Annotated in this window: 21 protein-coding genes; 11 read left to right on the forward strand and 10 right to left on the reverse strand. The window is 71.3% G+C overall.

Annotated elements, in window-relative coordinates:
* Positions 1 to 73 precede the first annotated feature (73 nt).
* Positions 74 to 733: a snapalysin gene (gene snpA, locus OG730_RS14315; protein ID WP_327304603.1), complete on the forward strand. Its 660-nt coding sequence runs from the start codon at positions 74 to 76 to the stop codon at positions 731 to 733.
* On the opposite strand, the gene OG730_RS14320 is transcribed toward snpA, so the two are convergent.
* The 5 genes from OG730_RS14320 to OG730_RS14340 all read right to left on the reverse strand — a co-directional run bounded on the left by OG730_RS14320 (position 730) and on the right by OG730_RS14340 (position 4,997).
* Positions 730 to 954: a hypothetical protein gene (locus OG730_RS14320; protein ID WP_327304604.1), complete on the reverse strand. Its 225-nt coding sequence runs from the start codon at positions 952 to 954 to the stop codon at positions 730 to 732. The genes snpA and OG730_RS14320 overlap by 4 nt on opposite strands.
* Positions 955 to 991: 37 nt before the next feature.
* Positions 992 to 1,576 carry a dihydrofolate reductase family protein gene (locus OG730_RS14325; RefSeq protein ID WP_327304605.1) on the reverse strand — a complete coding sequence of 195 codons (585 nt, stop codon included), beginning with the start codon at positions 1,574 to 1,576 and terminating at the stop codon, positions 992 to 994.
* A gap of 139 nt (positions 1,577 to 1,715) precedes the next feature.
* Positions 1,716 to 2,315: a GNAT family N-acetyltransferase gene (locus OG730_RS14330; protein ID WP_327304606.1), complete on the reverse strand. Its 600-nt coding sequence runs from the start codon at positions 2,313 to 2,315 to the stop codon at positions 1,716 to 1,718.
* 146 nt (positions 2,316 to 2,461) lie between these two features.
* Positions 2,462 to 3,508 (reverse strand): family 2 encapsulin nanocompartment cargo protein polyprenyl transferase, encoded by a 1,047-nt coding sequence (locus OG730_RS14335; RefSeq protein WP_327304607.1) that lies wholly within the window; start codon positions 3,506 to 3,508, stop codon positions 2,462 to 2,464.
* 82 nt (positions 3,509 to 3,590) lie between these two features.
* Positions 3,591 to 4,997 carry a family 2B encapsulin nanocompartment shell protein gene (locus OG730_RS14340; RefSeq protein WP_327304608.1) on the reverse strand — a complete coding sequence of 469 codons (1,407 nt, stop codon included), beginning with the start codon at positions 4,995 to 4,997 and terminating at the stop codon, positions 3,591 to 3,593.
* A gap of 225 nt (positions 4,998 to 5,222) precedes the next feature.
* Here OG730_RS14340 and OG730_RS14345 point away from each other — a divergent pair, with 225 nt between their 5' ends.
* The 3 genes from OG730_RS14345 (at position 5,223) to OG730_RS14355 (ending at position 7,724) form a co-directional block, all read left to right on the forward strand.
* Positions 5,223 to 5,675: an RrF2 family transcriptional regulator gene (locus tag OG730_RS14345; RefSeq protein ID WP_327304609.1), complete on the forward strand. Its 453-nt coding sequence runs from the start codon at positions 5,223 to 5,225 to the stop codon at positions 5,673 to 5,675.
* 168 nt (positions 5,676 to 5,843) lie between these two features.
* On the forward strand, positions 5,844 to 7,040 hold the full coding sequence (locus tag OG730_RS14350) for a globin domain-containing protein (RefSeq protein WP_327304610.1): 1,197 nt from the start codon (positions 5,844 to 5,846) through the stop codon (positions 7,038 to 7,040).
* A gap of 93 nt (positions 7,041 to 7,133) precedes the next feature.
* On the forward strand, positions 7,134 to 7,724 hold the full coding sequence (locus tag OG730_RS14355) for an N-acetylmuramoyl-L-alanine amidase (RefSeq protein WP_327304611.1): 591 nt from the start codon (positions 7,134 to 7,136) through the stop codon (positions 7,722 to 7,724).
* 14 nt (positions 7,725 to 7,738) lie between these two features.
* On the opposite strand, the gene OG730_RS14360 is transcribed toward OG730_RS14355, so the two are convergent.
* The gene (locus tag OG730_RS14360) at positions 7,739 to 7,930 is read right to left on the reverse strand and encodes a superinfection immunity protein (protein WP_327304612.1); all 192 of its coding nucleotides are present in this window, start codon (positions 7,928 to 7,930) and stop codon (positions 7,739 to 7,741) included.
* 140 nt (positions 7,931 to 8,070) lie between these two features.
* Here OG730_RS14360 and OG730_RS14365 point away from each other — a divergent pair, with 140 nt between their 5' ends.
* Positions 8,071 to 8,961 (forward strand): 1-aminocyclopropane-1-carboxylate deaminase/D-cysteine desulfhydrase, encoded by an 891-nt coding sequence (locus OG730_RS14365; RefSeq protein ID WP_327304613.1) that lies wholly within the window; start codon positions 8,071 to 8,073, stop codon positions 8,959 to 8,961.
* Positions 8,962 to 9,004: 43 nt separating this feature from the next.
* Here the strand turns inward: OG730_RS14365 and OG730_RS14370 are convergent, their stop codons facing one another.
* Complete coding sequence (locus OG730_RS14370) at positions 9,005 to 10,582, reverse strand: Na+/H+ antiporter (RefSeq protein WP_327304614.1); 1,578 nt, start codon at positions 10,580 to 10,582, stop codon at positions 9,005 to 9,007.
* 63 nt (positions 10,583 to 10,645) lie between these two features.
* Here OG730_RS14370 and OG730_RS14375 point away from each other — a divergent pair, with 63 nt between their 5' ends.
* From OG730_RS14375 to OG730_RS14385, 3 genes are all read left to right on the forward strand, one after another.
* On the forward strand, positions 10,646 to 10,906 hold the full coding sequence (locus OG730_RS14375) for a UBP-type zinc finger domain-containing protein (RefSeq protein WP_243336109.1): 261 nt from the start codon (positions 10,646 to 10,648) through the stop codon (positions 10,904 to 10,906).
* A 236-nt stretch (positions 10,907 to 11,142) separates the two neighbouring features.
* Positions 11,143 to 11,556, forward strand: coding sequence for an ATP-binding protein (locus tag OG730_RS14380; RefSeq protein ID WP_214949331.1), 414 nt, complete (start codon positions 11,143 to 11,145; stop codon positions 11,554 to 11,556).
* A complete protein-coding gene (locus OG730_RS14385; protein WP_327304615.1) occupies positions 11,553 to 12,638 on the forward strand; it encodes an RNA polymerase sigma factor SigF in 1,086 nt (361 codons plus the stop codon). The genes OG730_RS14380 and OG730_RS14385 overlap by 4 nt, the downstream gene beginning before the upstream one ends.
* A 74-nt stretch (positions 12,639 to 12,712) precedes the next feature.
* Here the strand turns inward: OG730_RS14385 and OG730_RS14390 are convergent, their stop codons facing one another.
* A complete protein-coding gene (locus OG730_RS14390; protein ID WP_327304616.1) occupies positions 12,713 to 13,144 on the reverse strand; it encodes a hypothetical protein in 432 nt (143 codons plus the stop codon).
* A gap of 87 nt (positions 13,145 to 13,231) precedes the next feature.
* On the opposite strand from OG730_RS14390, the gene OG730_RS14395 reads away from it, so the two are divergent.
* Together OG730_RS14395 and OG730_RS14400 are read left to right on the forward strand one after the other, a co-directional pair.
* Positions 13,232 to 14,197: a diacylglycerol/lipid kinase family protein gene (locus tag OG730_RS14395; protein WP_266881073.1), complete on the forward strand. Its 966-nt coding sequence runs from the start codon at positions 13,232 to 13,234 to the stop codon at positions 14,195 to 14,197.
* 332 nt (positions 14,198 to 14,529) lie between these two features.
* The gene (locus OG730_RS14400; RefSeq protein ID WP_004937597.1) at positions 14,530 to 14,787 is read left to right on the forward strand and encodes a WhiB family transcriptional regulator; all 258 of its coding nucleotides are present in this window, start codon (positions 14,530 to 14,532) and stop codon (positions 14,785 to 14,787) included.
* 160 nt (positions 14,788 to 14,947) lie between these two features.
* On the opposite strand, the gene OG730_RS14405 is transcribed toward OG730_RS14400, so the two are convergent.
* Positions 14,948 to 16,417, reverse strand: coding sequence for a sensor histidine kinase (locus OG730_RS14405; RefSeq protein WP_266882204.1), 1,470 nt, complete (start codon positions 16,415 to 16,417; stop codon positions 14,948 to 14,950).
* 395 nt (positions 16,418 to 16,812) lie between these two features.
* Positions 16,813 to 17,406, reverse strand: coding sequence for a TetR/AcrR family transcriptional regulator (locus OG730_RS14410; RefSeq protein WP_327304617.1), 594 nt, complete (start codon positions 17,404 to 17,406; stop codon positions 16,813 to 16,815).
* Positions 17,407 to 17,484: 78 nt separating this feature from the next.
* Between OG730_RS14410 and OG730_RS14415 the strand changes: the two genes are divergently transcribed.
* A complete protein-coding gene (locus OG730_RS14415; protein ID WP_327304618.1) occupies positions 17,485 to 18,246 on the forward strand; it encodes an SDR family oxidoreductase in 762 nt (253 codons plus the stop codon).
* Positions 18,247 to 18,322 lie beyond the last annotated feature (76 nt).

Consider the following 18,322-nt stretch of genomic DNA (forward strand, 5'->3'; position numbering starts at 1 on the left):
TGACCCCATCCGCTCCCGCAGACTCCGGTACCGAACGACCCCCCACCGCACCGGATGAGCAGGAGTCCCCCACATGCGCCACTCCCGCAAGACCACTCTGTCCGCCGTCGGCCTCGGTGTCGCCGCCGTCCTCGGCGCCGTCGTCCCGGGCACCACCGCCTCGGCCTCCCCGGGCGCCGGCAGCCCGTCCACGTACGCCGCGTACGAGCAGTCGAAGGAGAACCAGGCCGCCAACCGCGCCTTCTTCGAGGCCGTGCGGCGCTCGGTGGCCGAGCAGCGCGCCGCCACCCCGGGCCTGGCGGCGGTGACCGTCACCTACAACACCCGCAACGCGCCGAGCTTCCGCACCCAGATAGCCCGTTCCACGCAGATCTGGAACAGCTCGGTGGTCAACGTCAAGCTCCAGGAGGTGTCCTCGGGCGGGAACTTCGCGTACTACGAGGGCAACGACTCGCGCGGTTCCTACGCCAGCACGAACGGCCACGGCCAGGGCTACATCTTCCTGGACTACCGGCAGAACCAGCAGTACAACTCCACCCGCGTGACCGCGCACGAGACCGGTCACGTGCTCGGACTGCCGGACCACTACTCGGGCCCGTGCAGCGAGCTGATGTCGGGCGGCGGCCCCGGCACCTCCTGCACGAACCCCAACCCGAACTCCGCCGAGCGCTCGCGCGTCAACCAGCTCTGGGCGAACGGCCTCGTCGCGTCCGGCCTGGACGCGAAGGGCTAAGCCCCGTCGGTCCGGGACCCGCCGGCCCCGGGCTCGTACGCCGTGCACTCCCGGTTCCGGCAGGGACCGGGGGTCCACGCCGGGACGAAGATCCCGAGGGATTTGCGCCGTCCGACGATCGTGTCGACGGGGCTCCCGCAGGCCGGGCACGACTGCTGGTCGTGCCCGGCCCGCGGGGCGACCGTCCCGTGCGCCCGCTGGTCCCGCTGTTCACCGGCCATACCTCCACGGTAGGCCGGTTTCGCCGGTTCGGCGGGGTCAGCGCTTGACGGCGTACGAGGTGATGGTCTGGCCGCCGCCGAGGACCTTGAACCCGGTCAGCTCCAGCGGGCGCGCCCCGAATCCGGCGCGCGACATCGGCATGCCGGTGCCGACGAAGACCGGGTAGGTCTTGACGACGAACGCATCGATCTCGTCGATCAGCTGCCCCGCGAGGTCCGCTCCGCCGCACAGCCAGATGCCGAGCCCCTCCTCGGCCTTCAGCTCGCGGACCTTGGCCACCAGGTCGCCCTCGATCAGCCGCACCGCCGGGTCCGGCGCCTCGGTGAGCGAGCGCGAGACGACGTACTGCTCGCGCATGTGCGCGTACGGGCTGGTCAGACCCTCCTTGCGGCCGGGCTCGTACGTACCGCGCCCCATGAGCACCGTGTCGAAGTGCCCGGGTTCGGCGTCCTCGATCCCCAGCTGGACGCGCCCCGGGGTGGAGATGGTCTCCGGGTACTCGGCCTTGAGGTGGTCGATGAACTCCCGGTCGAGGTGGGCGTAGATGAATGCGGCGTCGCCGTCCGGGGCCCCGATGAAGCCGTCGACCGACGTGGCGACGAAGTACGTGAGCTTGCGCAAGCGATTCTCTTCCGTTCGACAGTGCACCCCCATCGAGGCACGTCGATCAAAGTACTTCAGACAAAGTGGTCTCGCAAGGGATGACCGAAGGAAGCCGGACCCTCAGAACCGGCAGGACCGGCAGGACCTGCCGGACCGGTCACTGCGGCTTGCGCCACATCGGCCACATCAGCGGCCCCTCCGGCAACCGCACGGCCTGGCCCGTGAACTGCCAGCCCAGCCGCTCGTACAGCCCCTTGCTGCGCTCGCTGCTCGCCTCCAGGTACGCCGGCACGCCCTCGCGGTCGCAGCGCTCCAGCACCGGCCGGATCAGCTCCGTGCCCAGCCCCTCGCCCTGCCGCCCGGGGGCGACCGCGATCATCAGCAGGTACTCGTGCTCCTCCGCCATCGGGTGCACCTCGCCGGTGAGCCGGCCCACCAGCTCGCACCGCTCGTTGTCCGGGTCGGCGACGGCCCGCATCTTCGCCGGCACCTCGTCCTCGACGTGCCCGGCCTCCGGATCGGCCGCCGGGATCCGCAGCCACAGCGCCGCCGCCGAACCGTCCGACGCGTAGTCGATCCGGCCCTCGGCCAGCGCCACGTCCACGAAGACGCCGAGGAACCTCCCGTGCACCGCGGCCCGGTGCTCCGGGTCCGGGAACACCCAGCTGCTCACGGGATCACCGCGGAAGGCCTCGTCGAGCAGCCGTGCCACGGCGTCCCGGTCCGACGGTCCGGCCTGACGTATCTCCAGCCCCATGGGCCACACCCTTCACATCACTCACGCGTCAACAACCGTGAGTGATCCTAGAGTTGCCCCACCCACGCAGAAAGGCCTGTTCCGGCACCGTGCGGTGCCGGAACAGGCCTCCCCTTCACCCATGGGGGCCCTTCTCCCCTACGCGGTCACTTCGTACGCCGCGTCACGAACTCCGCCAGCGCCAGCAGCCCGCCCGCCGCCCCGAGGTCCGGGACGGCCCGCGACAGCTGCTGCACCGCCCGCCCCATCCGGTCGGCGGCATGGGCCTGCGCCCAGTCCCGCCCGCCGGCCCGCTCCACCGCGGCGGCCGCCCTGCTCACGTCGTCCCCGGTCATGGGACCCGCGTACAGACCGGCCAGCTCCTCCCCCGCCGGGGTGCCCGAGGTGAGGGCGGCCACGACCGGGAGGGACTTCTTGCGGGCCAGCAGATCGGCTCCGGCGGGCTTACCGGTGTGGCCGGGGTCCCCCCAGATGCCGATCAGGTCGTCGATGAGCTGGAACGCCAGCCCGGCCTCCCGGCCGAAGGCGTCCATCGCGTCGACCTCGTCCGGGCCGGCCCCGGCGTACAGCGCGCCGAGCGCGCACGCGCAGCCCAGCAGGGCTCCGGTCTTGGCCGTGGCCATGGTCAGGCACTCGTCGAGGGAGACGCTGCGGCGCTGCTCGAAGGCGCAGTCCGCCTGCTGGCCCGCGCACAGCTCGACGATGCAGGCGGCGAGCCGCGCCGAGGCGGCCGCCGAGGCCGGATGCGGATCCTCGGCGAGCAACCGCAGCGCGAGCGCCATCATGGCGTCGCCCGTGATGATCGCGTCCGAGGTCCCGAAGACCGTCCAGGCCGTGGGCCGGCCGCGCCGGCGGACGTCCTTGTCGATGACGTCGTCGTGCAGCAGCGTGAAATTGTGCGCCAGCTCCACGGCCACCGCCGCCCGTACGGCCTCCCCGGCCACCCCGTCGCCCCGCAGGGCCTGTGCGGCGGCGAGCACCAGGGCGGGCCGGATGGCCTTGCCGGTGCTGCCCGCCGCCGGGGTGCCGTCCTCGTGCTCCCAGCCGAAGTGGTACATCGCCACGTGCCGCATCGAGCCGGGCAGGCTCTCCACGGCCCGGCGCAGTTCCGGGTTGACCGTTTCTCTGGTCCGCTCCAGCAGGACGGCGGCTTCCTGCCCCTCGCTGGTGGTGATCGCCTCAGTGGTCGACATGGCGTGTGCGCTCCGTCCCGTCCTGTCCCGCCCCGTCCGACTCGTGTCCTTCGCTCCGGCGTCGGCGCCGGAGCCGGCCGGGTCAGCTCCAGCGGGCGATCTCGACGTTCTCCAGGACGCCGAGCGCGTCCGGCACCAGCACCGCGGCGGAGAAGTAGGTGGTGACCAGGTACGAGATGATCGCCTGCTCGCTGATCCCCATGAACCGCACCGAGGTGCTCGGCTCGATCTCGTCCGGGATCCCGGGCTGGTGCAGTCCGATCACGCCCGACTCCTCCTCGCCGGTGCGCATGCAGAGGATGGAGGTCGTCCGGGCGTCGCTGATCGGGATCTTGTTGGACGGGAACATCGGGACCCCGCGCCAGGACGGCACCCGGTGACCGCCGATCTCGACCGACTCCGGGTACAGCCCGCGCTTGTTGCACTCGCGGCCGAAGGCGGCGATGGCCTTGGGGTGGGCCAGGAAGAACTTGGATCCGCGCCGCATGCTGAGCAGCTGGTCCATGTCGTCGGGGCTGGGCGCCCCGTCGTGGGACTGGATGCGCTGGTCGTAGTCGGCGTTGTGCAGGAGGCCGAAGTCGCGGTTGTTGAGCATCTCGTGCTCCTGGCGCTCGCGCAGCGCCTCGACCGTGAGCCGCAACTGCTGCTCGGTCTGGTTCATGGGCTGGTTGTACAGGTCGGCGACGCGGGTGTGGACGCGCAGGACCGTCTGGGCGATGGAGAGTTCGTACTCGCGCGGCCTGGCCTCGTAGTCCACGAAGGTGCCCGGCAGCACGGCCTCGCCCTGGTGGCCGGCGGAGAGGTCGATCGCGGCCTCGCCGTACTTGTTGGTGCGCTGCTCCGGCAGGGCCCGTACGGAGTCCAGGTGCGCCCGCAGCGAGTCCACCCGGTCGGCGAGGATCTGGAAGTCCTGGCGGGAGAGGACGAGCACGGTGCCGGCGGTGGCGGCGCGGGCGGTGTACTCCCAGATGGCCTCCTCGTCGACGAGGGCGTCCTCGCCGAAGAAGGCCCCGTCGGCGACGGTCTGCAGGACGGCGTCGTCACCGTACGGGCCGGGGCCGATCTGGTCGATGCGGCCGTGGGCGAGCAGGAACACCTTGTCGGCGGGGCTGCCGAAGGAGGTGAGCTCCTGGCCCGGCTCGAAGTCGATCTGGTGGCAGCGCGCGGCGAGTTCGGCCAGCGCGTCGGGGTCGTCGTAGTCGCGCAGTACGGGGAGCTCCCCCAGCTCCGCCGGAATCACCTGCACCTGCGTGCCGGTCTTGATGAACTCCACGATTCCGTTGCCGACGGAGTAGCTCAGCCGCCGGTTCACCCGGTACGTGCCGCCCTGGACGGACACCCAGGGGAGCATCTTCAGGAGCCACCGCGAGGTGATCTCCTGCATCTGCGGCGCGGACTTGGTCGTGGTTGCCAAGTTCCGCGCGGCCGTGGTTCCCAGACTCCGCTGCGGCGCCTGGGTCTCGGATTCGGAACCTGCCTGGACCGACATGTTTTCCCCTTCGATCACTCCATGAATCTGCGGGAGGAGCCTTTCAGCACGGAACGTGGTGAGACCATTACACAAAAGGGTGGGACTACTCCGTTCGTGGCTGGGCACTCTCTTGAGTTCACCTCCCGCCCCACACGGCACTTGGACCCCACCCGTTTCGGCCACCCCGCGCGATGGGCCTCCGTTTAATTTGCACGCTGGATGCAAGTTTTCTACGCTGGACCCATGCGGCTGACCCGATTCACCGATCTCGCCCTGCGCGTCCTGATGCGCCTGGCCGTCGCGGAGGAGGACCTCCCGACCACCCGCGAGGTGGCGGCGACCATGGAGGTCCCGTACACCCACACCGCCAAAGTGGTCGCCAAGCTGCAGCATCTCGGTCTGGTCGAAGCCCGCCGCGGACGCGGCGGCGGCCTCACCCTGACCCCCGCCGGGCGCGCCGCCTCGGTGGGCGGGGTGATCCGCGAACTGGAGGGCGCCGGCGACGTCGTGGACTGTGACGGCACCGTCCCGTGCCCGCTGCGGAGCGCGTGCGTCCTGCGCGGGGCGCTGCGCCGGGCCCAGGAGGCCTTCTTCGCCTCCCTGGACCCGCTGACGGTGAACGACCTGGTCGCAGCCCCGACCGGGCCGCTCCTGCTGGGCATTTCGGGCGGATCGCCGGGGGCCGGAAGACCCTGACGGCGGGGGCCGGATGGCCGGTTCGCACCGGCACTCGACCCGCATAGCCTGATGTCCACCGACACTTCGAACAGAAATCCGTATCTCCATGGACGCCCGGACCCCCGTCCATAAATCCGCATCTCATATTCCACTTCTGTGATCCACCCCCGACCCGAGGAGTCACCGATGCTTTCCGAGAAGTCGACCGCGACCGTACGAGCCACCCTGCCCGCCGTCGGCGCGGCCATCGGCGACATCACGGAGCTCTTCTACGGGAAGCTCTTCGCGGCCCACCCCGAGCTGATCCGCGACCTCTTCAACCGCGGCAACCAGAACGCCGGCCTCCAGAAGCAGGCCCTCGCCGGCTCCATCGCCGCCTTCGCCACCCACCTCGTCGCCCACCCGGACACCCGCCCCGACGTGATGCTGAACCGCATCGCCCACAAGCACGCCTCCCTCGGCGTCACCCGCGAGCAGTACCCGGTCGTCCACAAGCACCTCTTCGAGGCGATCGTGGAGATCCTCGGCGAGGCCGTCACCCCCGAGGTCGCCGAAGCCTGGGACGAGGTCTACTGGCTCATGGCGAACGCCCTCGTCACCATCGAGGAGCGCCTCTACGCCGAGCAGCAGGTCCTGGCCGGTGACGTCTGGCGCGACTGGACGGTCGCCGCCCGCGTCGAGGAGACCGCGGACTGCACCACCTTCCACCTGGCCCCGGCCGACGGCGCCCCCGCGCCCGGCTTCAAGCCCGGCCAGTACGTCTCCGTCCAGGTCGAACTGGCCGACGGCGCCCGCCAGATCCGGCAGTACAGCCTCTCCAGCGCCCCCGGCTCGCCCGTCCGCTCCATCACCGTCAAGCGGGTCCACGGACCGGCCGCCGCCGGCCCCGACGGCGAGGTCTCCCACCACCTGCACGCCCACATCCGCACCGGGGACGCCCTGCGCGTCTCCACCCCCTACGGCGACCTCGTCCTCCAGGACTCCGCCGCGCCGGTGATCCTCGCCTCCGCCGGCATCGGCTGCACCCCGATGCTCTCGATGCTGGAGCACCTCGCCGACACCGCGCACACCGCCCCCGTCACCGTCCTGCACGCCGACCGTTCCCCCGCCGACCACGCCCTGCGCACCGACCACCGGGACCTGACCGGCAAGCTCGCCGACGCCTCCGCGCACTTCTGGTACGAGGCCGACGCCGAGCCCGGCGACCACGAGGGCCTCCTCGACCTCACCGCCGTCCCGGTCGCCCCGGGCACGAAGGCCTACCTCTGCGGTCCGCTCCCCTTCATGCGGGCGACCCGCGAGCAGCTCATCGCCAAGGGCGTGGCGCCCGCGGACATCGCCTACGAGGTCTTCGGCCCCGACCTGTGGCTCGCCTCGGCGTGAACCGTGCGCCGGGTGCGCGCCCCTTGCGGCGGAATGGCCGCCTCCACTAAACGTTGGGTAACCATTCGGCTACTCACAGCCAAGGAGGCGGTCATGTCCGCACCCCTGTCCGCGAACCGGTTCATCGGCGCCCTGCGGGGCGAGGGCCTGACGGTCGTCGAAGTCGGCGGCTGGCGCACCCACAACCGCGACCACAAGGGCCCCTGGGGTCCGGTGCACGGCGTAATGCTCCACCACACCGTCACGCACGGGACCGCGTACACCGTCCAGCTCTGCCGCGACGGCCACGCGGACCTCCCCGGCCCCCTCTGCCACGGCGTGATCACCAAGGACGGCCGGGTCCACCTGGTCGGCCACGGCCGCGCCAACCACGCCGGCGCGGGCGACTCCGGCGTGCTGGCGGCCGTGATCGCGGAGAAGCGCCTCCCGCCCGACCAGCACGCGGACACCGACGGCAACCGCCACTTCTACGGCTTCGAGTGCGAGAACCTCGGCGACGGCGAGGACCCCTGGCCGGCCGCCCAGCTCGACGCGATGGCCCGTGCGTCGGCCGCACTGTGCCGCGCCCACGGCTGGACGGCCCGCTCGGTGATCGGCCACCTGGAATGGCGTCCGGGCAAGATCGACCCGAAGGGCTTCACGATGGCCTCGATGCGCTCCCGCGTCGAGGAGCGCCTGAAGTAGCCGCCGCTCCGGCCCTACCTGCTGCGCGCGGCCATGGCCAGCGCGACCACCCAGCCGACCACGGACCAGCCGAGGAACAGGTTGACCACCAGGACGGAGCCCTTGTTGGGCACCCCCCGCCCGAAGGCGACGAACGTCGGAACGAAATAGGCCACGACCACGATTAAGAGCCCGAGCACGCCGAACGAACCCGCGTCACTGCTCACGATTCCCCCACCACCAATGAAATATGACGGCTCATCATCACCGATGCCCCGCGCCAAGTGAAGAACCCCTCGGCGCCGGCGAACCGCCCTCGGATCGGCGGTGCGGGCGGACCCGGCGCACCTCGGCACACAATGGGCGGGTGGAACGTCCAGTCGACCCGGCCCCGATCCTGCGGCCCCGCCCGCCCTCCCCGCTGACCGAAGCCCCGGACGAGCGGTTCGCCGCGCAGGGCGTACGACTACTGCTCAAGCGGGACGACCTGGTCCATCCGGAGCTGCCCGGCAACAAGTGGCGCAAGCTCGCGCCGAATCTGCGGGCCGCCGTCGCGGGCGGATATCCGGAGCTGGTGACCTTCGGCGGGGCCTACTCCAACCACCTGCGGGCCACCGCCGCGGCCGGCCGGCTGCTGGGGCTGGCCACGGTCGGGATCGTACGAGGCGACGAACTCGCGGGGCGGCCGCTGAACGACTCGCTGGCCCGGTGCGCGGCGGACGGCATGCGGCTCCACTTCGTGACCCGGTCGGCCTACCGGGACAAGGCCGCACTGCCCGCGCTGGCGGGCGCGGAGGGGGCCTACGTGATCCCCGAGGGCGGCAGCAACGCCCTCGCGCTGGAGGGCTGCGCCGAACTGGGCCGCGAGCTGGGCGGTGCCTGCGACGTGGCCGCCGTGGCCTGCGGGACCGGGGGCACGCTGGCCGGGCTGGCGGCAGGACTCGGCGCGGGGCAGCGGGCCCTGGGGGTGCCGGTGGTCGGGGGCGGGTTCCTGGAGGCGGAGATACGTTCCCTCCAGGCTGCCGCCTTCGGCGGTCCGGCGGGCGACTGGTCCCTGGCCGAGGGCTACACCCACGGCGGCTACGCCCGGGTCCCCGCCGAGCTGGCGCGGTTCGCGGCGGACTTCGAGTCCCGCCACGGCCTGGCGGTGGAGCGGATCTACGTGGCGAAGCTCCTGTGGGCCCTGCTCGACCTGACCCGCGCGGGCGCCTTCCCCCGCGGCACCACCCTGGCCGCGGTCGTCACGGGCCGCCCGTAGCCCGCAGCCGTAGACCGCAGCCGCAGCCCGGGCGGCCCCGCCGTCAGCCCGCTTCCTCCCGGTACGCCGCCGCCTCCTCCAGGTCCAGGCGGCGCAGCAGGGCCCGGAGCATTTCGTCGTCGATGCGGCGGGCGTCGCGCAGGGAGACGAAGACCTCGCGTTCCGCCGCGATCATCTCCCCCGCCAGGCGGCGGTAGACGTCGTCCGCGGACTCGCCCGTCACCGCGTTGACCTCCCCCAGCCGCTCCCACACCGCGTTGCGCCGCCGCTCCAGCACCGTGCGCAGCCGGTCCGCCAGCGGGGGCGGGAGGGCGTTCGCCGGGGAGGCCAGGAGTTCCGTCAGGCGGTCCTCCGCCGCCCGCGAGGCCTCGCTCTGGGCCTGGGCCTCGGCCAGGGTCTCGGCGTGGCTGTCCTTGGCCGGCAGCCGCAGCAGCCGGATCAGCGGCGGCAGGGTCAGGCCCTGGACCACCAGCGTGCCGATCACCGTGGTGAAGGTCAGGAACAGGATCAGGTTCCGGTGCGGCACGCTCACCGGCACGGAGAAGGCGATCGCCAGCGAGACCACGCCCCGCATGCCCGCCCATCCCACGACGACCGGAGCCTTCCAGTTCGTCTCCGGCTCGCGCGCCCGGATCCGCGGCGAGAGCCTCGGCAGGAACGTCGCCGGGAACACCCACGCGAAGCGGGCCGCCACCACGACGAGGAACACCACCACGGCGTAGCCCGCCGCCGCCAGGCCCTCGTACTCCCCCAGCCCCTTCAGGACCACCGGCAGCTGGAGTCCGATCAGCGCGAAGACCACGGATTCGAGGATGAAGGCGACCACCTTCCAGACCGCCTCCTCCTGGAGCCGGGTCGCGAAGTCGACCTGCCAATTGCGGTGTCCGAGGTACAGCGCGACCACCACGACCGCCAGCACTCCCGACGCGTGCACCCGCTCGGCGGCCGCGTAGGCCACGAAGGGGATCAGCAGCGACAGGGTGTTCTGCAGGAGCGGTTCGCGCAGCCGCTTGCGCAGGACGTGGATCGGGACCATCAGCAGCAGGCCCATCGCGACCCCGCCCACCGAGGCCAGCAGGAACTCCCTGATCCCGCCCGCCCAGCCGGCGCTCGCCCCGACCGCCGCCGCCAGCGCCACCTTGTACGCGGTGATCGCGGTGGCGTCGTTGACCAGGGACTCACCCTGGAGGATGGTCGTGATCCGGTTCGGCAGCCCGAGCTTGCGGGCGATGGCCGTCGCCGCGACCGCGTCGGGCGGGGCGATGACCGCGCCCAGCACCAGCGCCACCGGCAGCGAGAGGTCCGGCACCGCCAGGTACGCCGCGTACCCGACGACGAGCGTCGCGAAGAGCACGTACCCCACCGAGAGCAGCGCCACGGGCCGGATGTTCGCCCGCAGGTCCAGGTACGAGCTGTCCACCGCGGCCGTGTAGAGCAGCGGCGGGAGCAGCAGCGGCAGCACGATGTGCGGGTCCAGGTCGTACTCGGGCACGCCCGGCACGTAGGCCGCGGCCAGCCCGGCGGCGACCAGCATCAGGGGCGCGGGCACCGGGGTTCGGCGGGCCAGGCCCGCGACGACCGCACAGCCGGCGACCAGCGCCACCAGCGGCAATACCTCCATCGAAGATCATCCTCGCTTGAGTCATGTCATCCCGGGCGCCCGTACCTCAGTACGCTGGCCATCATGAGCGAGTGCACCCACGTTCCCGAACTGCCGCGCCCCGAGCCCGCCCCGCTTGCCCAGACCTGCCCCGAATGTCTGGCACTCGGCAGCCATCCCGTCCAGCTCCGGCTGTGCCTGGGGTGCGGGCACGTCGGCTGCTGCGACTCCTCGCCCCACCGGCACGCCACGGCGCACCACCGGGAGACCGGACATCCGGTGATGCGCAGCTTCGAACCGGGCGAGACCTGGCGATGGTGTTTTGTCGACGGTTCGATCGTCTGAAGTGGGGTAGGTCAACCCTCCGCCGGTTCCCCTGATTTGGGCCCGCAGACCCCTAGCCACTGTGCGTCCCCATGGGCTTACCATCAGTCACTGGTCGCAGGTACGGCCTTTCGGCCGGCTATGTGCAGCTAAGTTCAAAGGGGTTCTGCACCCTCCGACAGGGGTGCCGCGACACGATCGCCCGGATCGCGATAGCGTCACCGGCGAACAGAGCTCGTACCACCTTGGAGGTGAGGGTGTCCCAGATCGCAGGCGAGCCCGGGACCCAGGACTTCGTGGAAGTCCGGCTGCCCGCTGCGGGTGCCTACCTGTCTGTGCTGCGGACGGCCACGGCCGGCCTCGCGGCACGTTTGGACTTCACCCTCGACGAGATCGAGGACCTCCGCATCGCGGTGGACGAGGCCTGCGCGATCCTGCTCCAGCAGGCCGTGCCCGGCTCCGTCCTCAGCTGCGTCTTCCGGTTGGTGGACGACTCGCTGGAGGTGACCGTCTCCGCCCCGACCACCGACGGCCGGGCACCGGAGCGCGACACGTTCGCGTGGACGGTCCTCTCGGCGCTCGCCGGGAAGGTCGAGGCCACGGTCGAGGAGAACAAGACGGTGAGCATCAGCCTCTACAAACAGCGCGGCGCGGGACCAGGCCCGGCGTGAGCGGCGGGGAGGTCCCGGTGCGGGGCGGGGATCGGCCCCGGGTAGGACACGAGGTCGACGGCGGCATTCCGGAGCAGCAGCACGCCCGGCCGCACCCGGCTGACACGGATGCGGAAAACGGCTTTTTGGACTCGGCGGAGCGACGGGCGGGCCCTGTGAGCGAGAACCAGCACGACCAAACACTGCCGGTCCAGCCACCGGGGGCCGCTGCCACGGCCCCGCCGGTGACCCCGGCCCCGGACACACCGTCCGCGGACGCGTCTGCCGCGGACACCCCCGGAGCCTTCGCGGCCCCGGTGTTCACCGCGCCGTTGCCACTCCCGGATCCGCGCGACCGCAGCGGCGCGCGGGCCCTCTTCATCGAGCTCCGGGCACTGCCCGACGGCTCGCCGGAGAAGGCGGAGCTGCGCAACCGGCTCGTACGGATGCACCTGCCGCTGGTCGAACACCTGGCCCGGCGCTTCCGCAACCGCGGCGAGCCGCTGGACGACCTGACCCAGGTGGCCACCATCGGCCTGATCAAGTCGGTGGACCGCTTCGACCCGGACCGCGGGGTCGAGTTCTCCACGTACGCCACACCCACGGTGGTCGGCGAGATCAAGCGGCACTTCCGCGACAAGGGCTGGGCCGTACGGGTCCCCCGGCGCCTGCAGGAGCTGCGGCTCTCGCTGACCACGGCGACGGCGGAACTGTCCCAGCAGCACGGCCGCTCCCCCACGGTGCACGAACTGGCCGAACGGCTGGGGATCTCCGAGGAGGAGGTGCTGGAGGGCCTGGAATCGGCCAACGCCTACAGCACGCTCTCGCTGGACGTCCCGGACACCGACGACGAGTCGCCGGCGGTCGCGGACACCCTGGGCTCCGAGGACGAGGCGCTGGAAGGCGTCGAGTACCGCGAGTCCCTGAAGCCGCTCCTCGAAGGGCTGCCGCCGCGGGAGAAGCGGATCCTGCTGCTGCGCTTCTTCGGCAACATGACCCAGTCGCAGATCGCCCAGGAGGTCGGCATCTCCCAGATGCACGTCTCCCGGCTACTGGCCCGCACCCTGGCCCAGCTCCGCGAGAAGCTCCTGGTCGAGGAGTAGTCGGGGAGTAGTCGGGGAGCACCCGAGCGAGTCGCCGAAGAGTCGCCGAAGAGGAGGAGCGCGGCCCGCAGGGGCTACCGGGCCTGTTCCGCGGGCCCGATGCCCAGCGCTTCGGTGGCCTTATGGTTCACCACGAGGGCCGCGACGGCCACCGCGGCCAGGGCCAGGGCCGCGGCGGCGATCCTCATCGACCCTCCCGCGGTCCACAGCATCCAGGCGACCGGCAGCGACATCAGCTGGGTGACCAGCGCCGGGCCGCGGCTCCAGCGGCGGCGCAGGAGCAGTCCGAGCGCCGCGACCAGCGGCAGCGCGGCCAGGACGAGCAGGGTGACCCCGCCGGTCGCGGCCTGCCGGAAGTCGCCCCCGCCGAAGAAGGCCGTGTAGAGGTCGGCGACGCCGGGCCCGGCCAGGGCCAGCCCCTCCAGCGCGGTCAGCGCGGCGGCCGCGGTCAGCCGGCGGGGCAGCGGGACGGGGACGGCGGACACGGTGGCGCTGGGCTTCGTCATCACCCCAGCAGGGTAGCCGCGCCCCTCCCGCCCCGAAGGGGACGGCCAGTATGGGCCGCGTCCGAACGGGTCGGTAGGCTGACGCCCATGCGTGCACTCCTCGTGGCCAACCCAGCAGCGACGACGACCAGTGCGCGCACGCGCGACGTCCTGACCCACGCGCTCGCCAGCGAGATGAAGCTGGAGGCGGTCACCACCGAGTACCGCGGCCACGCCCGGGACCTGGGCCGCAGGGCGGCCGAGACCGGTGTGGACCTGGTCGTGGCCCTGGGCGGCGACGGCACCGTCAACGAAGTGGTCAACGGACTGCTGCACGAGGGACCCGATCCGGACCGGCTGCCCGGACTCGCGGTGGTCCCCGGCGGCTCCACCAATGTCTTCGCCCGCGCGCTCGGGCTGCCCAACGACGCGGTCGAGGCGACCGGCGCCCTGCTGGACGCGCTGCGCGAACGGCGCGAGCGGACGGTCGGCCTCGGGCTCGCGGCCGGTACCCCGGGCACGGAGGACGAGTCGGTCCCGGCGCGCTGGTTCACCTTCTGCGCCGGCTTCGGCTTCGACGCGGGTGTCGTGGGCCGCGTGGAGCAGCAGCGGGAACGGGGCAAGCGTTCGACCCATGCCCTGTACGTGCGACAGCTGATGCGTCAGTTCTGGGAAGAGCCCAACCGCCGGCACGGCACGGTGACGCTGGAACGCCCCGGCGCGGATCCGGTGACGGATCTGGTCCTGTCGATAGTGTGCAACACGTCACCCTGGACATACCTGGGCAACCGGCCGCTCTACGCCTCCCCGGAGGCCTCGTTCGACACGGCACTTGACGTGTTGGCGCTGGACCGTTTGTCAACTCCGGCGGTCGCGCGCTACGCGACACAGCTCCTGACCTCGACTCCCGAGCGCGGCCCGCACGGAAAGCACGCGGTGTCTCTGCACGATCTGACGGACTTCACCTTGCATTCGAAGGTGCCGCTTCCGTTCCAGATGGACGGAGACCACCTCGGGCTGCGCACCAGCGTTCGGTTCACAGGCGTACGCCGTGCACTGCGTGTGATTGTGTGAGTGGAAGGGCCGAAAGTCCTTTCACTCGAACGTTTACACGCCGGTCCACCCCTAGGAAGTAGGGCTGTGACCTAGTAGACACCGACGAATCAAAAAAAACTTTCCGGAAGGGGTTGTATCCCCGTCCGAGGTTTGCGAATCTCTACATGGCGATCGGGACAGCCCGCAGAACCCGGCACCCACACAGACCGCCAGAACCCCTCCACGAATCTTCGGCAGCCCAGGGCGAGTTTTTCCCCAAACTGGGCGGTCTCCCTTCCCTCGCGAAGGGATTCGTGAAAGCGTTCACATTCACAAGCAACCTGCCCGCAATACAAGGAGATGGAGCAGCCATGGACTGGCGTCACAACGCCGTTTGCCGCGAGGAAGACCCGGAACTCTTCTTCCCCATCGGCAACACCGGTCCTGCGCTGCTGCAGATCGAGGAAGCCAAGGCCGTCTGCCGCCGTTGCCCCGTCATGGAGCAGTGCCTGCAGTGGGCGCTCGAGTCCGGTCAGGACTCCGGTGTCTGGGGCGGTCTCAGCGAGGACGAGCGCCGCGCAATGAAGCGCCGCGCCGCTCGCAATCGGGCGCGCAACGCAACCGCCTGACATCGACTTTCGAGCCTCGAGCCGCAGCGCGTAGTACCCATATAAGCGCTCAGCAACGTGCTCTTGAACCCCGTACCGAAAACCATTCGGTCCGGGGTTCAGTGCTGTCCGGAGCCGGTGGGCAGCCCAAGACATCACCCTGAGTAATCGGCGCGCCGCCCTACTTCTGCGGGCTGGCCGGTATGTCGAGGACGACCTTGGTGCCGCGCGGCTCGGACGCGACCATGTCGAAGGTGCCGCCGAGCTCCCCCTCCACCAGGGTCCGCACGATCTGCAGCCCGAGGTTGCCGGCCCGCTGGGGGTCGAACCCCTCGGGCAGACCGCAGCCGTCGTCGACCACCGAGATCAGCAGCCGGGCATCGTCGCGGCCGCTGCCCGAGCGGGCCGCGGACACCTCCACGGTGCCGCCCTCCCCCTGGGTGAAGGCGTGTTCCAGGGCGTTCTGGAGGATCTCCGTCAGCACCATCGACAGCGGGGTGGCGACCTCCGCGTCCAGGATGCCGAAGCGGCCGGTGCGCCGGCAGGCGACCTTGCCCGGGGAGATCTCGGCGACCATCGCGATCACGCGGTCGGCGATCTCGTCGAACTCGACCCGCTCATCCAGGTTCTGAGACAGCGTCTCGTGCACGATCGCGATCGAACCGACGCGGCGGACGGCTTCGTTCAACGCCTCGCGCCCCTGCGGCGAATCCATTCGGCGGGCCTGTAGGCGCAGGAGCGCGGCCACCGTCTGGAGGTTGTTCTTGACCCGGTGGTGGATCTCCCGGATGGTCGCGTCCTTGGTGATCAATTCACGTTCGCGACGACGCAGTTCCGTGACGTCGCGGCACAGGACGAGCGAGCCGATCCGGGTGCCCTTGGGCTTGAGCGGGATGGCCCGCAGCTGGATGACCCCGCCGCTGCCCTCGGCCTCGGTCTCGCGCGGCGCCCAGCCGCTGGCGAGCTTGACCAGGGCCTCGTCCACCGGGCCCCGGGAGGGCGCGAGTTCGGAGGTGATGGTGCCCAGGTGCTGGCCGACCAGGTCGGAGGCGAGGCCGAGCCGGTGGTAGGCGGAGAGCGCGTTCGGGGACGCGTACGTCACCACGCCCTCGGCGTCGAGCCGGATCAGACCGTCGCCGACGCGCGGGGAGGCGTCCATGTCGACCTGCTGGCCCGGGAACGGGAAGGAGCCCGCCGCGATCATCTGGGCCAGGTCGGAGGCGGACTGCAGATAGGTGAGCTCCAGCCGGCTCGGTGTACGCACAGTGAGCAGGTTGGTATTGCGTGCGATCACTCCGAGGACCCGGCCCTCGCGGCGCACGGGGATCGACTCGACGCGGACCGGCACCTCCTCGCGCCACTCCGGGTCGCCCTCGCGCACGATGCGGCCCTCGTCGAGCGCGGCGTCGAGCAGCGGACGGCGGCCGCGCGGGACCAGGTGGCCGACCATGTCGTCCTGGTACGAGGTGGGGCCGGTGTTCGGGCGCATCTGCGCGACCGAGACGTAGCGGCTGCCGTCGAGCGTGGGAACCCACAGCACGAGGTCCGCGAAGGAGAGGTCGGAGAGCAGCTGCCACTCCGAGACCAGCAGGTGGAGCCACTCCAGGTCGGTTTCACTGAGAGCGGTGTGCTGGCGTACGAGGTCGTTCATGGAGGGCACGTGGCGAGCGTACCCCGGGTACGGGCCATGACTTTCCTCAGCGCGATTCTCCGAAGTGACTATGGAGTATCCAGGAGACCCCGCTTCCGCGTAGGCTTGGAGGAAGTGACGGGAACCCGGGTCTCGTCATTGGATGGACAGAACAGATTGGTCTAGTCCACAATTGCATCAAGCTTCCGCCCTCCCCGCACAGGAGGACGGATCGAGGTAAGCCGCGCGCTCTGCCCTGACCGCGCGTCACCTCCCACCGGCTGTCGGGCACCGCACACCCGACGGCCGTAAGTACTCCGGGCTACGGTGCCGGGCGGGCTGAGGGTCCCGTTCGGCACCGTGGCCCAGAGGACCGCGCCGACGACATGCGCCGCCGGGTGACGTGACCCCGGCCCCTACTGCGGCCAGGCCCCCATCGCGAGCTCCGCCACCGCCTCCAGCTCCTCCCGGCCCGCGCCGTCGCGCGACTGCTGGGACATCCCCTGAAGCACCGCTCCGGCGTAGCGCGCCAGCGCCCACGTGTCCGTACCGGCCGGCAGGACCCCGGTGGCGACATCGGCCCGGATGCGGCTCTCGAACGCCACCAGATTGGCCTCGCGCCGTACCCGCAGCGCCTGCGCCACCTCGTCCGAGGTGGTGTTCACCGCCGCGCTGATCACCATGCAGCCCGGCGGGTGGGCGGGGTCGGTGTAGACCTCCGCCGCCTCGCGCAGGATCCGCCCCAGCGCCGCTCGGGCGGTGGGCTCCTCGGCGAGGGCGACGGCCGCGAAGTCCCCGTAGCGGCCTCCGTAGACCACCACGACCTCGTCGAAGAGCTTGCGCTTGTCGCCGAAGGCCGCGTAGAGGCTCGGGGCGCTGATCCCGAGCGAGGCGGTCAGGTCCGAGATCGACGTCGCCTCGTAGCCGCGCTCCCAGAAGGCGAACATCGCCTTGTCGAGGGCCGCGTCACGGTCGAAGGAGCGGGGCCTGCCGCGCTGTCCGGTCACCATGCGCTCATTCTATAGCGGTCGTTACGAAACCTGATACGGTTCTTTCTGTAGCGACCATTATCGAAAGGGGGGCGCGCCATGGGCGTGCTCAAGGGGAAGACGGCACTGGTCACGGGCGGCAGCCGGGGCATCGGGCGGGCCATCGCGGAGCGCCTCGCCCGCGACGGAGCGCTGGTCGCGGTGGGCTACGGATCCAACGAGGCGGCGGCCAAGGAGACCGTGGGGGCCATCGAGGCGGCCGGGGGCCGCGCCTTCGCGATAGGGGCGGAGCTCGCCGTCCCGGGCGGCGCAGAGGCCCTCTGGGCGGCGTACGCCGCCCACCCGCTGGCCAGCGAGGGGGTGGACGTACTGGTGAACAACGCGGGCGGGGCCACCTTCGCCGGAATCGACGCCACCGACGAGGAGACGTACGACCGGGCGCACGCGCTCAACGCGAAGGCTCCGTTCTTCGTGATCCGGCACGGCCTGGAGCGGCTGCGGGACGGCGGCCGGATCGTGAACGTGACCGGCACCCCGGACATCGCCCTGCCCGCGATCCTCGCGACGGTCATGGCCAAGGGCGCGGTGAACGCGCTGACGGTCTCGCTGGCCGCCGAGCTCGCGCCCCGGAACATCACGGTGAACTCGGTGGGTCCCGGGATCGTGGAGACCGAGCTGAACGCCGCCTGGCTCGCGGACCCGGCGGCCCGCGCGCACGCCGCCTCGCGCTCCGTCTTCGACCGGCTCGGCACCCCGCAGGAGGTCGCGGACGTGGTCGCCTTCCTGGCCTCCCCGGACTCCCGCTGGGTCACGGGCCAGCACCTCCCGGTCACGGGCGGACTCCAGCTCTCGCTCCTGTAGGGGACGCCCGCCGCCCCGGGCCCGGGAGGCCGGGGCGGCGGATCCGGCCCACCATGGAGTGTGCGCGAAGACCCGG

Origin of the sequence: Streptomyces sp. NBC_01298 (assembly GCF_035978755.1) — a bacterium.
GTDB lineage: Bacteria > Actinomycetota > Actinomycetes > Streptomycetales > Streptomycetaceae > Streptomyces.

What these genes read in the sequence shown, in the direction of transcription:
- snpA (WP_327304603.1), top strand. Translation starts at nt 74, where the DNA reads ATGCGCCACTCCCGCAAGACCACTCTGTCCGCCGTCGGCCTCGGTGTC.
- OG730_RS14320 (WP_327304604.1), bottom strand. Translation starts at nt 954, where the DNA reads ATGGCCGGTGAACAGCGGGACCAGCGGGCGCACGGGACGGTCGCCCCG.
- OG730_RS14330 (WP_327304606.1), bottom strand. Translation starts at nt 2,315, where the DNA reads ATGGGGCTGGAGATACGTCAGGCCGGACCGTCGGACCGGGACGCCGTG.
- OG730_RS14335 (WP_327304607.1), bottom strand. Translation starts at nt 3,508, where the DNA reads ATGTCGACCACTGAGGCGATCACCACCAGCGAGGGGCAGGAAGCCGCC.
- OG730_RS14340 (WP_327304608.1), bottom strand. Translation starts at nt 4,997, where the DNA reads ATGTCGGTCCAGGCAGGTTCCGAATCCGAGACCCAGGCGCCGCAGCGG.
- OG730_RS14345 (WP_327304609.1), top strand. Translation starts at nt 5,223, where the DNA reads ATGCGGCTGACCCGATTCACCGATCTCGCCCTGCGCGTCCTGATGCGC.
- OG730_RS14350 (WP_327304610.1), top strand. Translation starts at nt 5,844, where the DNA reads ATGCTTTCCGAGAAGTCGACCGCGACCGTACGAGCCACCCTGCCCGCC.
- OG730_RS14355 (WP_327304611.1), top strand. Translation starts at nt 7,134, where the DNA reads ATGTCCGCACCCCTGTCCGCGAACCGGTTCATCGGCGCCCTGCGGGGC.
- OG730_RS14370 (WP_327304614.1), bottom strand. Translation starts at nt 10,582, where the DNA reads ATGGAGGTATTGCCGCTGGTGGCGCTGGTCGCCGGCTGTGCGGTCGTC.
- OG730_RS14375 (WP_243336109.1), top strand. Translation starts at nt 10,646, where the DNA reads ATGAGCGAGTGCACCCACGTTCCCGAACTGCCGCGCCCCGAGCCCGCC.
- OG730_RS14390 (WP_327304616.1), bottom strand. Translation starts at nt 13,144, where the DNA reads ATGACGAAGCCCAGCGCCACCGTGTCCGCCGTCCCCGTCCCGCTGCCC.
- OG730_RS14395 (WP_266881073.1), top strand. Translation starts at nt 13,232, where the DNA reads ATGCGTGCACTCCTCGTGGCCAACCCAGCAGCGACGACGACCAGTGCG.
- OG730_RS14400 (WP_004937597.1), top strand. Translation starts at nt 14,530, where the DNA reads ATGGACTGGCGTCACAACGCCGTTTGCCGCGAGGAAGACCCGGAACTC.
- OG730_RS14405 (WP_266882204.1), bottom strand. Translation starts at nt 16,417, where the DNA reads ATGAACGACCTCGTACGCCAGCACACCGCTCTCAGTGAAACCGACCTG.
- OG730_RS14410 (WP_327304617.1), bottom strand. Translation starts at nt 17,406, where the DNA reads ATGGTGACCGGACAGCGCGGCAGGCCCCGCTCCTTCGACCGTGACGCG.
- OG730_RS14415 (WP_327304618.1), top strand. Translation starts at nt 17,485, where the DNA reads ATGGGCGTGCTCAAGGGGAAGACGGCACTGGTCACGGGCGGCAGCCGG.